This window comes from Desulfitobacterium sp. PCE1, assembly GCF_000384015.1.
Taxonomy (GTDB): domain Bacteria; phylum Bacillota; class Desulfitobacteriia; order Desulfitobacteriales; family Desulfitobacteriaceae; genus Desulfitobacterium; species Desulfitobacterium dehalogenans.
On the sequence record NZ_KB913023.1, the window covers coordinates 2,781,920 to 2,794,845 of the forward strand.

The window sequence follows — 12,926 nt, forward strand, 5'->3', positions numbered from 1 at the left end:
TTGATTATATCCTAAAATTTTTCAATCATTCTTCCCAGGCTCTTGAAAGTTATATCATTCCTGATATGATAGAATAGTAAAGATCAGAAATGAGTTGTTGAGGAGGTGGGTAGCGATGCAAGCTGTTTTAAGGCACGGCTTTTTAATGGAATTCCTTTATATTAACCGTGCAAAATTTGCCACTTTTGCTTTCAAGGGGATTACTATGTCCTTTTTTAGCAATTGAATAGCAAATCTAAAACGGCGAAAACATCTCTTACCCCTATTTACTCATATATTTATAGGATGGCTATGGAGGAGTTTAGAGGCTCCTCTTTTTTTGTGCCATCATCACGTCTTTTTTAAGCTATGGGGCAGTGTCTTCTCCATAGCTTTTTTTATGTTTTCAGATGATGAAAAGACCAACCAGGGTCGGGTAGCTTTACGCACAACGCTCACTCCATAGCTCCAGGGCTGGTCAACTCGCTTTCTTAACAGCTACGCCAAACCTTCGGGTAATACCTGATGTGAACCAGTGGCTCTGCTATGTTAAGAAAACTTTGTTGACCCGGTCGCCCTTCCGCTAAAGCTGTTCACTCTTGTGCGCAAAGCTACGCTTGCGGGTCTTTTTCCGGGTAGCCGGTCATGCCGCAGGCGGCACCGGCGGAGTTTAGTTTTGATCTTAAATGAATAACGGAGGTATACCATGATTGCATGCAGTGTTAATAAAATGACCAAAATGTTCGGGGGCAATATTATTTTTTCAAATATATCCTTGGAGATCCAGGAAAATGAGCGAGTGGGCTTAGTCGGCCCCAATGGCAGCGGCAAGACCACCTTATTCAAACTGCTGGCTGGTCAAGAAGACCCTGATGCTGGGCACATCCATTGGAAGAAAGGTTTAAAGATCGGCTATCTTATGCAGATTCCGGACTTTGAGGATGGATTAACAGCGAAAGAGGTCCTGATGACAGCTTATGATGAACTTTTAGAGATGGAAGAGAAGATGAGACTGCTTGAAGAAGCCATGTCTCTGGAACAAGACCAAGATAGACTGAACAAACTCATGGAAAGTTACGGCCATTACCTGAATCAATTCACACTCCAAGGCGGATACGAAATCGCGCCTAACCTTGAAAAAATAGCCCATGGACTCAACATCAGGGACTTGCTGCCCAGGGATTTCTCGACTCTGAGCGGAGGGGAAAAAACCAAGGTCGGCTTAGCTCTCACCCTTCTCAGGAATCCCGATTTCTTATTACTGGATGAACCCACCAATCATCTTGACTTGTTTGCCGTAAAATGGCTTGGTAGTTTTCTCAAAAACTACAGGGGCACTGTCTTGGTTATCTCCCACGATCGTTTTTTTCTGGATGAAGTGGCAACGAAGATCTTGGATTTAGCAGATGGCGAACTGGCATCCTATCATACCAACTATACGGGCTATGTGAAAGAAAAAGAGGAACGCCTTCTTAAAGAATTCCATGATTACGAAGAGCAGCAAAAGAAAATCAAAAAGATGAAGGAAGCCATTAAGCGCTTACGGGAATGGGCAAATCGCGCTAATCCCCCCAATGAAGGACTCCATCGGCAAGCCAGAAACATCGAAAGAGCCCTGGAAAGAATGGAAAAGCTTACTCGTCCTCAGCTTATCCGTAAAAAAATAAATCTGGAGATGGAAGCGTCCGAGCGAAGCGGTAAGGATGTGGTTCTGCTCCAAGGGGTAGCTAAGGGATTTGGCAAGCAACCTCTTTTTACCCATGTTGATATCCACCTTTCCTTTGGCCAACGGGCTGCCATCGTCGGTGAAAACGGAACGGGAAAATCCACTATAATTAAATTGATATTGCAGGAACTCAGTCCGGATGAAGGGAAAGTGAGCATCGGGAGCAATGTAAAAATCGGCTATCTATCCCAGCATGTTTTCTCAGATACTAAAGAAGAAACAGTCCTGGATAGTTTCCGCGCCGAAATTCCCGTGGCTGAAGGAGAGGCCAGAAGCATTCTCGCCCGCTTCCTATTTTACGGTCCCATGGTCTATAAGAAAGTATCTCAGCTTAGCGGCGGGGAGCGGATGAGGCTCCGCTTGGCACAACTGATGTATCAGGATACCAATCTGCTGATTCTTGATGAGCCCACCAACCATCTGGACATCGACTCCCTGCAAGTTCTGGAAGATGCCCTGGAAAACTATGATGGGACCTTACTGGCAGTCTCTCATGACCGTTACTTTCTCAATAAGCTCTTTAATAAGGTGTATTGGATTGAAGCCGGAGTATTGCACCATTTTGAAGGAAACTTTGACTATGCGGAAGAAAAAATGAGAGCCCTCCTCCCCGACAAAACCGATATATTTAACGAAAGGAGTAATGAGAAAATCCCTAATCAGAGTGGAAGCAGATCTCTCCCTGTAAAGAATAAAGTGACCCGAGACTATCGTCTCGAAGAGCTGGAATCAGAACTCAAGGACTTAGAGGAAAAGATCTCATCCCTGGATCTTGAGCTCCAGGATATTGGGGATCTGGAGCGATTACAGCAGGTCTATGCGGAGAAAGAAGGATTGGAAAAGCGTTGGCACGAGATTTTTGATCTGATGGAGTAGCTGAATCCAGCAAAAGACACTTAGCCCGATTTGGCTAAGTGTCTTTTAGTTCTCGTTCCTATTCTCTTATTCCATGTCTGTTTTTTTATCCTCAGGCTCCACAGAATCGACAACCTCACCGGTTAGTTGCTTCACCAGCTTTTCCAAATCGATTCCTGATACATTATTGAGCATTTCCGGAGCAGTTGCCATGAGTGAGGTGACATAGTTGCTTAACTTAGCCGCTCCTTGCCCTGTTCCGGTATCGACAACCGTCAATTTATCAATGGCTTTTAAAGGCTCGGCGATCTTTCCGGCTAACTCGGGCAGCATCTTCACGATAATATCCAAAACGGCAGCCTGACCAAATTTTTCAAAGGCTTCGGCTAGTTTCTCCTTAGCCTCGGCTTCAGCTAATCCCTTAAGCCGGACGACTTCGGCTTCCGCAGTTCCTTTAGCCTTTTCAGCCTCTGCTATGGCCAGACCGTCCAGGCGTTTTTGTTCGGCATTGGCCTTGGCTTCAGCCTCGATCTTGTATTTAAGGGCATCGGCTTCCCGCATTCTTCTGGCTTTATCCGCTTCAGCGGCTTGCTCCACGGCATACCTATCGGCATCGGCCTTTTTCTTGACTTCAGCATCATACTGCTTCTCGCGGCGCAATATTTCTTTATCTTGGATTTCGATTTCTTTTTCTTTCTTGACAAGAGAAACCTTCATCTGTTCTTCGGTAACCTGTTGTTGGGAACGGGCCTCTTGAATATGATAGGCCTGATCGGCCTCTGCCATGGCTGTATCCTGTTCTCTCTTAAATGAAGCGACTTTGAGTTCTTTTTCCTTCGTTGCTTCTGCGATGCTCGTATCTCTCAACAGCTCCGCCTTCTGACCTTCTTCATCGGCTTTCGCTTTCTGAATCCGGGCGTCACGCACTGCTTCCGCTTCCGCAACCTCAGCATCCCTCTTGACGATAGCAATCCTCGGTTTACCTAAGGCCTCAAGGTAACCGTTTTTGTCGCGGATATCTTTGATGGTAAAGGATACGATTTGCAAACCCATTTTCCGTAAATCCTTGGCTGCAGACCCCTGGACCTCCTGAGCAAACTTATCTCTATTGCGGTAGACTTCCTCGACGGTCATCGTCCCTAAAATCGCCCGCAGATGTCCTTCCAAAACTTCCTGGGCTTCCTGACTTAAGGCCTGAGCGGGCTTGCTCAGAAATTGCTCGGCTGCCGTAGCCACATCTTCCACAGAACCGCCGATTTTGATAATAGCCACCCCATCCGCCATAACCGGAACCCCCTGCTCCGTGTACACCTCCGGAGTGGTTACATCAAGCTTGTGTGAAAGCAGAGAGATAAATTTTGCTTGCTGGAAAACAGGCAGAATAAAGGCCCCGCCCCCACGAACGATTTTAATCTTGCGGCCTGATTCGTCAGTATGAACATTTTTGGTGCCCAGGTAAGAACCGGTAACGATCATGGCCTGATCAGGCCCTACCGTCTTATATCTGGCCCAAAAGGCCAACCCAAGGACTATGATGACCCCCAGCACAATCATAGGAATAACCAGTAAATCAAACATTACATCTCCTCCTTATCATAAGGAAAAACATAGAGCACTCCCTCTTTTGTTTCCCCCACCACGACTCTCGTCCCGGCAGGTATGTCCGACTGATCAAGAGTGGCCGCGATCTGGTTGGTATTGCCTGCCCCAACCTTAAGGATCACCTCTCCATAACCTCCCACCGGAATAGGAACCGTTACCTCACCGATTTTGCCCACAAGATCCTTCATGGAAAAACCCGTGGAATTCTCACTGTTTTTCATAGGCTTCACATAGGCGAAATAGACCACTATCGAGAGGGCAATAGCAATCATCAGGGAAAGCAGGGCGACAGGAACGGGCTCCATGGATGTATATCGGCTCAGCATCACCCCGGAACCACCAAAGATGGTCATTCCCCCGATCAGAACCATGGGGTGAAGAAAATCAACGTTATCGAAGGAGAGAGCATCAAATAATCCATCAAAAATATCGCCTAATACATCACCAAAAATGACACTCACCAGGGCGAAAAGTACTCCGCCGATTAAGCACATCCAGTATACTTCCAGCATAACTATCCCCTCCCCTCGCTATTTAACCTCCGGCTCTTACTCGTTTTTTGCCATAAGGCGTTCCTTTAAGGCTGCCAATTCCTTTTCTATTTCGGCATCCTTGCCCAGGGACTCCAGCTCCTGATCAAGATCTTTTTCTTTTAAATCCCCCGCGACCTTGGCCTCAGCTTCCATACGCAGGACTTTATCCTCCATTCTATCAAAATTCCTCCGGGTGCTGTCCTTACCCAATCCGCTCGTGGCTCCATAGATTTCTTTTTGTGCTTTAGCAGCTTGGGCCCTGGCTATCAGGGTATCCCGCTTAACACGCAACTTCTCATATTCATTTTTCATATCTTTTAACTCAGAGCGAAGCTGTTCGGCCATGGAACTGCTGTTTTCGTATTGCAGGCGGTATTCCTCGGTCTTGGCTTTATTGATATTTTTGTCCTCAAGGGCTCTGCGGGCCAGATCTTCACGGTTATTTTGCAGGGCCTCAATAGCCTGAGCTTCACGTTTCTCGACCAGTGCCACCGCATCATCTAACTGAGCTTTGAATTTCCAGGCCACTGCCAATTGCTTGGCTACAGCCACTTCGGCATCGGCGATATCCTCTTCCATATCGCGAAGATATTGATCCAACATTTTTTCCGGGTCCTCGGCTTTATCCAGCAAGCTGTTAAGATTGGCCCTGATGTTGTCACTTACCCTTTTAAATAAACTCATACACTTCACTCCTTTACATTATTTCTAATAGAAGTCACCTTATTTACTACTCTATTTCGTCATCCTTATGTTATATTCCTTTCCAGAGCATGAATATTGTGGAAATTTAGTTTAGAACAAATTGATTTTCCCAGTCTTCAGAGCATGGGAAAGTAAGGCCTCTGTTTCCCGTGCCCAGTTCAGTCTCCCCAGGTGGTGTTCCGGATCCTGTAAAACATGAAGGCTGGCAACCATTTCTAAAAATGGCGAGTATTCGATCAGCACATGTTTTTGCAGCCAATTGCCGAGCAGTTTGCTCCTCCTCCATTTGATTAGCCATTTGGCTAATCCTTGATTGGATTTAGGTAAATTGCCTAAATTGTAGAGATATGTCTATCGGATGTCAAGACCTTATTATCACCTAAATGAATTTTGAGGCCGAACTAGATTATCTTTTCTATAGTAGAATTGTAATGAGACGTTGACTGTCCATTGCGAGTTTACAAATTTGCATGGCAATGCTCTGCGTTTATGATATCATTTTCTTGTCGAAAGATAGAGTGAACACGGAGCAAATTTATATCATCTCTTTCTTTTAAATTCCGATCTGATAAGCTCCCTACCACCCGTGGGTCAACATCGAACCGCACGGAATGTCATGAAACATAGCGTAATTTCCTTTATCATGGACTCATACGGAAAGGAAGCGAAGCGATGAATTGGATCACAGGTATACAGAGGGCTGTGGATTATGTGGAAGCCCATATTACGGAACCCATTGACTATGAAGAAGCGGCGAAGCAGGCCTATTCGTCCAGCTTTCATTTTCAGCGGGTTTTCAGCATCCTTTGTGGTTTCACGTTAGGCGATTACGTTCGGATGCGGCGGCTCTCCCTTGCGGGAAACGAGCTTGCGTCGTCAGGCATCCGGGTAATCGACGCCGCGTTCAAGTACGGGTATGATACGCCTGAGAGTTTCAGCCGTGCTTTCACCCGATTCCATGGGGTATCACCCTCGCAGGCGAAGCAGGGCGGCGCTGCGCTCAAATCCTTTTCTCCGCTTTCCGTAAAACTGATTTTAGACGGAGGAAACATGATGAATTACAGAATTGAGACCAAGGACGCATTTCAGATCATCTGCAAAAAGAAGCAGGTCTCCTGCAAGGCGGAACTGACGACGGAGGAAATCTCCCGTTTCTGGCAGATATGCAGCACGGACGGCACCATTCCGGCGCTGTGCAAGTATATCCCAGAGGATAATATTTTTCCGAACTGCATCGTAGGCACCAGCTTTGGCAAGGATGCCAGTGACACGGAGTTTCCCTACGCCATCGGTGCCCATTACAACGGTATGCCTGTCACCGATGCCGGCTTGACTGTGGAGGAGATTCCTGCCCACACTTATGTAGTGTTTCCCTGCATCGGCAAGATGCCGGAGGCGTTCCAGAAGCTCTATCAGCAGATCTACAGCGAGTTTTTCCCTACCAGTGAGTATCAGCCCTGCGGCGGTACGGATTTTGAGGCTTACCCCTCGGCCAATGTGACGGACCCCAGCTATACCTGCGAAATCTGGGTCGCGGTGGAAAAGAAATAATCCAGCGGGAGAAGTTCCGAAAGGTGCTTCTCCTATTCCTGTTTTTAAATATTTAATAGATCAAACAGCGGAAAGTTCATATCATAGTATTAACAGCGTGCAGGAAAAACGATGAGACCGGGGCGCAAGCTGCCGGCAAATCCTGCTTTCCTTCAGCCTGCCCCCGCTCTTTCATCATTTAAGCTGGCACTGCCCGTTTACACTTGCGGAGGATCATAAAGGTCATTCGTCGTTGTGTCGATGACCTTTATATCCCTTACGCCTGTAAGGGTGCCGTGTGCTGTGAGGAATATCCCGCCGGCAATCAGTGAATTCATGACGTTCATGGCTTCAGCCAACTGAATACCCTCCCGCGGCTGGGGAACCGTTATCGAGAACGTATTCCCTCCACTGGTTGTGAAGGTTAGCCTTCCTGTTCTGCTCGTGGTCACGGCCAAATGAGGCACCTCCCTTCCCTTGAATTTACCCTGAATTTATTCCTCGTTGATCAATTCCTCAGTTTTGCGGAAATAGACGTCCAGGAGTGTATACTCCGACAGGCTAAAAATGGCGTGAGCCCCTTCATAGACTGCTTGCTCCGTAGCATTATAGTCAATATTGCTCAGGGTTCGCTGCCTGGTGATCGGAGCGCCGGTGGGGCTGAGGCCGGTCTGATAGACCAATACCAGGGCCGCGCCGGATGGTACCGCAACAACGGGCATTAACATCATCTCCTTTCATCCCCATGTGACAGGCTAGGCTGTCCTATCAACATACTATGGCATGGGCTGACGAAAGGTTCCACAATCAGCGAATAACTTTAAGGGGCTTTTTGGCAGGCGGCCACTCCTTAATCATCTCAGCTATGAAATCAAGCAGCTTCTGGGCTTCTTTTCTTTTTTCCTCTTTCAGCTTCGCATCAAGATGAGTCAGATTGGTAAGGGCCGTCGTCAACTCGAAGAAGGTCGTGCTGATGGTTTTGCAGCAGGTGTCGCAGCGTTCCGCATACTTAGAGGCGGCGTTGGGGTCCAGTTCGGTTTGAAGGTTGTGAGTCGGTAAAGCGGCATGGCTTGCCGGGGCTTCCCCTTGGACATTTTCCGGATGATCAGGCTGTACTGGGGCTTTGGCCTGTTCCTTTTTTAATTCGGAGAGAGCGCTGTCGATCTTCTCCAGCCCTTTTTTGAGTACTTCATTTTCCTGTTCGGCCTGCTCCTTCCCCACCTTGGCCTGATCTCTGTCTTTCAGGACCTGCTGCAGCTCCTGTTTCGTCATGCCAGCCACATCGTTCTGGGCCATGAATTCCTCCCGCTCCTCTCCCGGTAAACTCAGCAAGAGGAGAGCCTGGGTGTAAGTCAAATTCGACACTGGGGGTCTGTTGACAAAAGCATAGATGCTTGTCAGCCAACATCGAGATATGACAAGTAAGTTCAAGATTAGATCATTTCGAAATTACTCATCTAGATGACTCGTCTCAAAACCGGCGTTTTTCACCATCACTCCCCTTGGACCCTGGAAAATCAAAGGGTATCTCCTTCGACATGGTATAATGGTGTAGGGGGTGGCGCCAATGATGAAAGAGCAACAACACAAACAAAACCGTATGCTTTGTGTCTTTATGGAGGACCTCGTGCCGAAAGGGCACTTTCTGCGCAAGCTGGACGCAGCCATAGATTTCAGCTTTGTCTATGACATGATGAGGCCTTTATACAGCGATAAAGGACGACCCTCCATTGATCCGGTTGTTCTTGTAAAAATGCTCTTGATCGGCTACCTCTACGGAATAGACTCCGAACGGAAGCTGGAACAAGAGATCCTCGTCAATATCGCCTATCGTTGGTTTCTAGGTCTTGACTTAGAAGATAAGGTTCCGGATCACTCGGTCTTTTCTCAAAACCGCAGACGCCGGTTCAAGGATACGGAAGTGTTTCGGGAGATCTTTAATACCGTGGTTGAGCGTTGCGCCGAAGCAGGACTCATCGGCGGTGAATGCGTTGTCATGGATTCCACCCATATTAAAGCCAATGCCGCTAACGGACATGCAGAGAAAGTCCTTCTTGTGGAAGGTCCGAATGACTACTGGCTCAAGCTCAACGACGAGCACGGCGGTCATATCCGGCAAAAAACAGAAGAGGCAGACATGACCTTGACGGTTAAAAAAAAGTCTCTCTCTGATCCTGAAGCCGGGTGGATGCACAGACATCCCAAGCCGGCAGGCTTTCACTACCTTTGCCATCAAAGCTCAGATATCCGCTATGGTATCGTAACCGACGTCCATGTCACGCCGGGGGATGTGACCGACGCCCCCTATTGTGTGGAACGGATAGCTTACCAAAAGAAAGAATGTCGACTTCCTTTCCGCTATGCCGGATTGGATAGCGGCTATGATACAGTGGCAGTTCATCATGGATTACATCAGCTTGGAATAAGAGCCTATATCCCTGTCAATCCTGGTCATACAGCCCATTGGCGTAAAGAAAGAGGACTGTTTACCATTGAGGATTTTCACTATGACGTTCAGAATGACCGTTATATCTGTCCTAACGACTGCACACTGCGTTACATAGGTGTAAGAAAAGCACATTACAGAGTGGGTAAAAACTATGTCACACGATCAGAAGATTGTAAAAACTGTCCTTTGAAAAGTCAATGTATTGCCGGGAAGGCGAATTACAAAGAAGTCAGACGGGATTTCTATCAAGAAGATCAGGAACGCCATCACGCCTTAGTCGGAACAGCCTTATACCGCTACGTCATGCGCAAGCGGCAGGTAATATGTGAAGGGAATTTTGCTCTTCAAAAGCGATGTCACAATCTAAGGTTCACTCGCAAGCGAGGCATTGAGAAAGTCCAGGAACAATGCCTCTTTTCGGCAATGGCCCTGAACCTGAAAAGATTGGTGAAGTATGGGACAGCACCGCTCAGGCCAGCTGTCTCCTATCCGCAAATTAAGCTGAGGATAGTAAGTCTGCAGAGAAATCTCTCAGTTAATTATTGTTGATGGTCCTTAATCGCTATGATTTACCCCATTTGTCAACAGACCCCTGGTGACGAATTTGAGCTGTCGGATCCGTCAGGGAAGCTGGACCCATACTCTTCATAGAGCTTCATCAGTCTCCCGGCAGTTTGCTGGGAATAGCTCACCGACTCTTCCAGCCACTTACCCCATTCCCCATGCTTGACCAAGCTCTTCGCTTCTTTCAGCCGGCGGCCGATTTCAACGGCACTAGCAAGCAGAATTTTTTTGGTTTGGTGGGTAATCATATTTATTTCAGCCGCTATCACCAGCGGCGTCCGTTCGGTTGCTAAATCATTCACTCCCTATGCCCGCCCTTTCCTTAATTGATCTAATGCAGAATATGCCGACGGGCCAGGGATCGTGAAATTCACAGACAAAAGCAGGGAGCTCACTACATAAATTTCGAGTATTAGTACTTATGCAACCATGCAATGTTGTAAATTCACTAAGAATTGTTGTGGTATCAACTTAACAACAGCTTCCACTATCAGAAGAACAGTCGCAGCTAGGTTCTGTGCCAGTCAACCAACCTTTAATAATAGCTGAAGCACAACCTACGCCAGGCTTGACCTCTAATGCAAGAAACGGACAGTTCTTAACACAGGCACCGCATTCGATGCAACCGTCTTTATTGACAACAGAACATTTACTGTTAACGATCGCAAAAACCTGATGAGAACAAACTTCGATACATTTTCCACAGCCTGTGCATAGGCTTTGTTCCAATTTCAAGGTTGAAACGTTTCTTAAATATTGATTCTTCATGCTTTAATCTCCCTTTAATTCTTATATAAAGCTATTGACTAAAATCAATACACAACCTATAAAAATTGATACAATTATAGCCGGGATTGCTATCCTCATCTCTTTCAAAACCCCTGAGAAGGAAGTGTACGTTGAAGAACCAGTAAAATTCATGGCTAAATATGCAGAAACTGCAGGAAAAACAAGTACATACCCAAGAGCCTGAAGCATACTGTATTGTGGGTCATAGGGCCATCCATTAGTGGCATTAACAAACACAGTCCAAACCAGTCCCAATAACCAACCTTTCCACGCAAAGGCCCGCCCTGGAATCCAGGGTAGCAATACCGGCGTCAATACACAGCCGATAATTACGGCACCCATATATCCATAAAAGTCGACCAAACCAAAAGGCCCAAGCCCCATAAGATTTAACAAAAAAAGTATTCCAAAAATCATTAAGGATGCCTTTAACGTGCCCACAAGTTCAATCGGTGTTAAAACAAGACGATCATACGCACTAAATCGCACCTTTCTCATTTCAGGCGTGGCTTTCATTCCCGCTTGAATGAACTCTTTTAAATCTTTGGCTCTCACCGGCCCATAAATGACCTTGAACCCGGAATACTTTGTAATCTCATGGGCACTTACACCCGGAGCTCCTAACTGAGGTAAGATAAGCGTTCGATGTGAAATAACCCTATCAAGCTGCACAATCGCTAAACGATTAAGGAGCTCTGTTGTTCCAAATGTCCCCTTGCCGGCAGCACACCATACATTTATTCCCTTAGTATCAAGAACCAAAATCCAAGTGTCCAGGCCTGATAACTCTTTCCGCAAACTATCGAAACTCATTTTGTAATTGGCTGTAACGAGAACCGGGGAATTCTCATTAGGGTCTCCCACACGATAAAGCCCCGCCTCTACTTTATAATTCATTCTGTTAATACCCCAACGAGCCTTCCACGAACCCAATCTATCGTGAAAGGTTAATTGAGTTGATGTCTGCATGATCTTAATTTCTCTATTCGTTTCGATGGATAACATACTCCACCTCTTCCTCACTTAGACATTAATTTCAGCCGCTAGTTAACCGTTCTTTCAGTTCTAAAACCTTTTTTTCTATTATTCTTGCCGTGAGAATAAATTCTTCATCGCTTTTTCCGGTTGGATCTTCCAAACCCCAGTCTTCTCGGTATTTGCAGGGTACATAGGGACAATAGACATTACATCCCATCGTAATCACGATATCTGGTTGAGGGATATCTTGGATAAGCTTGGAAAACTGCGTCTTTTCCATATCGATATCATAAAGCTGTCTTATAATTCGGACCGCATCTTTATTGATAGAAGGTTTGGTTTCAGTGCCCGCTGAATAGGGCTCAAATACATCGGAAGCCATCTTTTTACCAAGGGCTTCTGCCATCTGTGAACGGCAAGAATTATGAACACAGATGAAAGCAACCTTTACTTTGTACATATCAACACAGGACCTATTATCCAGTTTTGAACTAAAGACGGACGGAGAACCTTTTTATTTTGGGCAACTTTCCCAATCTCCTTATATTTTTTCTTAGCAAGACTTGGCAAGAGAAAGTGATCTAGCATTAATAATTTCTCTGGGTCTTTAACACTCACATTGGCGACCTCCTACATTATTATTTTCCTTTTGGCTTATTATTTCATCCAACAGATTTTTGGCAGCTTCGCATCCCTCCTTATCAAGAGAATAGTACATCCACTTTCCTTCCCTTCGGCTATCCACAAGTCCGGATTCACAAAGAATCTTCATGTGGTGTGATAAGGTTGATTGCCCGACCTTCATATCCTCGAGGATTTCACAGGCACATCTCTCAGCACTTTGCAACATCTCTATAATCATGAGCCGATTTGGATCGCAGAGTGCTTTAAAAATTTTTGCGTTATTTTGATATTTATTTTCCATATCAATACCTCAAATCTACTTTTATCAATATGTTTATTATATGACTCATATCGAAGAACGTCAATATTAACTAGGAGTCCCACATTTTTTTCGCAGAATTATTTCTACTCGCAATAGGCTGCACAGCTGAACGGATCTGGAAGTTTCAACATGCAGTTAACTTTGGCCTAGGTCGTTGCGTGATCCGGGTTATAGTAAGAATTTTTTTCTCCGACCTTTTCGGACGTTTCGGAAGAAAATTCTCCGATTCTCATTATTGTCACTCATGTAGCTACTCTTGTTTCTCACATA

Annotated in this window: 14 protein-coding genes and 3 pseudogenes; 4 read left to right on the plus strand and 13 right to left on the minus strand. The window is 46.0% G+C overall.

Annotated features, from left to right (window positions below):
* The first annotated feature begins 115 nt into the window (after positions 1-115).
* Together DESPCE1_RS24205 and abc-f are read left to right on the plus strand one after the other, a co-directional pair.
* Positions 116-226, plus strand: a complete 111-nt coding sequence (locus DESPCE1_RS24205; protein ID WP_014794555.1) for an RAxF-45 family protein — start codon at positions 116-118, stop codon at positions 224-226.
* A gap of 459 nt (positions 227-685) precedes the next feature.
* Positions 686-2,581 (plus strand): ribosomal protection-like ABC-F family protein, encoded by a 1,896-nt coding sequence (abc-f, locus tag DESPCE1_RS0113830; RefSeq protein ID WP_019850836.1) that lies wholly within the window; start codon positions 686-688, stop codon positions 2,579-2,581.
* A 66-nt stretch (positions 2,582-2,647) separates the two neighbouring features.
* Here the strand turns inward: abc-f and DESPCE1_RS0113835 are convergent, their stop codons facing one another.
* From DESPCE1_RS0113835 to DESPCE1_RS23810, 4 genes are all read right to left on the minus strand, one after another.
* On the minus strand, positions 2,648-4,138 hold the full coding sequence (locus DESPCE1_RS0113835; protein ID WP_014794557.1) for a flotillin family protein: 1,491 nt from the start codon (positions 4,136-4,138) through the stop codon (positions 2,648-2,650).
* The gene (locus DESPCE1_RS0113840; RefSeq protein ID WP_019850837.1) at positions 4,138-4,674 is read right to left on the minus strand and encodes an NfeD family protein; all 537 of its coding nucleotides are present in this window, start codon (positions 4,672-4,674) and stop codon (positions 4,138-4,140) included. Before DESPCE1_RS0113840 ends, DESPCE1_RS0113835 begins: the two co-directional genes overlap by 1 nt.
* Positions 4,675-4,710: 36 nt before the next feature.
* The gene (locus DESPCE1_RS0113845) at positions 4,711-5,379 is read right to left on the minus strand and encodes a PspA/IM30 family protein (RefSeq protein WP_019850838.1); all 669 of its coding nucleotides are present in this window, start codon (positions 5,377-5,379) and stop codon (positions 4,711-4,713) included.
* 111 nt (positions 5,380-5,490) lie between these two features.
* Positions 5,491-5,643, minus strand: a complete 153-nt coding sequence (locus DESPCE1_RS23810) for a DUF5937 family protein (RefSeq protein ID WP_019850839.1) — start codon at positions 5,641-5,643, stop codon at positions 5,491-5,493.
* A gap of 429 nt (positions 5,644-6,072) precedes the next feature.
* Between DESPCE1_RS23810 and DESPCE1_RS0113855 the strand changes: the two genes are divergently transcribed.
* Positions 6,073-6,951, plus strand: coding sequence for an AraC family transcriptional regulator (locus DESPCE1_RS0113855; RefSeq protein ID WP_019850840.1), 879 nt, complete (start codon positions 6,073-6,075; stop codon positions 6,949-6,951).
* A 197-nt stretch (positions 6,952-7,148) separates the two neighbouring features.
* Here the strand turns inward: DESPCE1_RS0113855 and DESPCE1_RS0113860 are convergent, their stop codons facing one another.
* From DESPCE1_RS0113860 to DESPCE1_RS21470, 3 genes and pseudogenes are all read right to left on the minus strand, one after another.
* A complete protein-coding gene (locus DESPCE1_RS0113860; RefSeq protein WP_019850841.1) occupies positions 7,149-7,388 on the minus strand; it encodes a DUF2922 domain-containing protein in 240 nt (79 codons plus the stop codon).
* Between the two features lie 36 nt (positions 7,389-7,424).
* Positions 7,425-7,652, minus strand: a complete 228-nt coding sequence (locus DESPCE1_RS0113865; RefSeq protein ID WP_019850842.1) for a DUF1659 domain-containing protein — start codon at positions 7,650-7,652, stop codon at positions 7,425-7,427.
* Positions 7,653-7,737: 85 nt separating this feature from the next.
* Positions 7,738-8,307 (minus strand): annotated as a pseudogene (locus DESPCE1_RS21470) (DUF3102 domain-containing protein); the annotation flags it as partial.
* Positions 8,308-8,497: 190 nt separating this feature from the next.
* On the opposite strand from DESPCE1_RS21470, the gene DESPCE1_RS0113875 reads away from it, so the two are divergent.
* Entirely contained in the window at positions 8,498-9,928 is a 1,431-nt protein-coding gene (locus DESPCE1_RS0113875; protein ID WP_019850844.1) for a transposase, read from the plus strand.
* A 44-nt stretch (positions 9,929-9,972) separates the two neighbouring features.
* Here the strand turns inward: DESPCE1_RS0113875 and DESPCE1_RS0113880 are convergent.
* The 6 genes and pseudogenes from DESPCE1_RS0113880 to DESPCE1_RS0113900 form a co-directional block, all read right to left on the minus strand.
* A pseudogene (locus DESPCE1_RS0113880) lies at positions 9,973-10,245 on the minus strand (DUF3102 domain-containing protein); the annotation flags it as partial.
* Between the two features lie 169 nt (positions 10,246-10,414).
* The gene (gene hgcB, locus DESPCE1_RS22655) at positions 10,415-10,711 is read right to left on the minus strand and encodes a mercury methylation ferredoxin HgcB (protein WP_014794562.1); all 297 of its coding nucleotides are present in this window, start codon (positions 10,709-10,711) and stop codon (positions 10,415-10,417) included.
* Between the two features lie 21 nt (positions 10,712-10,732).
* Positions 10,733-11,737, minus strand: a complete 1,005-nt coding sequence (hgcA, locus tag DESPCE1_RS0113885; RefSeq protein WP_014794563.1) for a mercury methylation corrinoid protein HgcA — start codon at positions 11,735-11,737, stop codon at positions 10,733-10,735.
* A 31-nt stretch (positions 11,738-11,768) separates the two neighbouring features.
* Positions 11,769-12,170, minus strand: coding sequence for an arsenate reductase ArsC (locus tag DESPCE1_RS0113890; protein ID WP_014794564.1), 402 nt, complete (start codon positions 12,168-12,170; stop codon positions 11,769-11,771).
* Positions 12,170-12,298, minus strand: a pseudogene (locus DESPCE1_RS23045) (hypothetical protein); the annotation flags it as partial. The gene DESPCE1_RS0113890 and the pseudogene DESPCE1_RS23045, both read right to left, overlap by 1 nt.
* Positions 12,299-12,317: 19 nt before the next feature.
* Positions 12,318-12,635: a helix-turn-helix transcriptional regulator gene (locus tag DESPCE1_RS0113900; RefSeq protein WP_014794565.1), complete on the minus strand. Its 318-nt coding sequence runs from the start codon at positions 12,633-12,635 to the stop codon at positions 12,318-12,320.
* Between the last annotated feature and the right edge of the window lie 291 nt (positions 12,636-12,926).

What these genes read in the sequence shown, in the direction of transcription:
- DESPCE1_RS0113865 (WP_019850842.1), bottom strand. Translation starts at nt 7,652, where the DNA reads ATGCCCGTTGTTGCGGTACCATCCGGCGCGGCCCTGGTATTGGTCTAT.
- DESPCE1_RS0113835 (WP_014794557.1), bottom strand. Translation starts at nt 4,138, where the DNA reads ATGTTTGATTTACTGGTTATTCCTATGATTGTGCTGGGGGTCATCATA.
- hgcA (WP_014794563.1), bottom strand. Translation starts at nt 11,737, where the DNA reads ATGTTATCCATCGAAACGAATAGAGAAATTAAGATCATGCAGACATCA.
- hgcB (WP_014794562.1), bottom strand. Translation starts at nt 10,711, where the DNA reads ATGAAGAATCAATATTTAAGAAACGTTTCAACCTTGAAATTGGAACAA.
- DESPCE1_RS0113855 (WP_019850840.1), top strand. Translation starts at nt 6,073, where the DNA reads ATGAATTGGATCACAGGTATACAGAGGGCTGTGGATTATGTGGAAGCC.
- DESPCE1_RS0113890 (WP_014794564.1), bottom strand. Translation starts at nt 12,170, where the DNA reads ATGTACAAAGTAAAGGTTGCTTTCATCTGTGTTCATAATTCTTGCCGT.
- DESPCE1_RS0113875 (WP_019850844.1), top strand. Translation starts at nt 8,498, where the DNA reads ATGATGAAAGAGCAACAACACAAACAAAACCGTATGCTTTGTGTCTTT.
- DESPCE1_RS0113840 (WP_019850837.1), bottom strand. Translation starts at nt 4,674, where the DNA reads ATGCTGGAAGTATACTGGATGTGCTTAATCGGCGGAGTACTTTTCGCC.
- abc-f (WP_019850836.1), top strand. Translation starts at nt 686, where the DNA reads ATGATTGCATGCAGTGTTAATAAAATGACCAAAATGTTCGGGGGCAAT.
- DESPCE1_RS0113845 (WP_019850838.1), bottom strand. Translation starts at nt 5,379, where the DNA reads ATGAGTTTATTTAAAAGGGTAAGTGACAACATCAGGGCCAATCTTAAC.
- DESPCE1_RS0113900 (WP_014794565.1), bottom strand. Translation starts at nt 12,635, where the DNA reads ATGGAAAATAAATATCAAAATAACGCAAAAATTTTTAAAGCACTCTGC.
- DESPCE1_RS24205 (WP_014794555.1), top strand. Translation starts at nt 116, where the DNA reads ATGCAAGCTGTTTTAAGGCACGGCTTTTTAATGGAATTCCTTTATATT.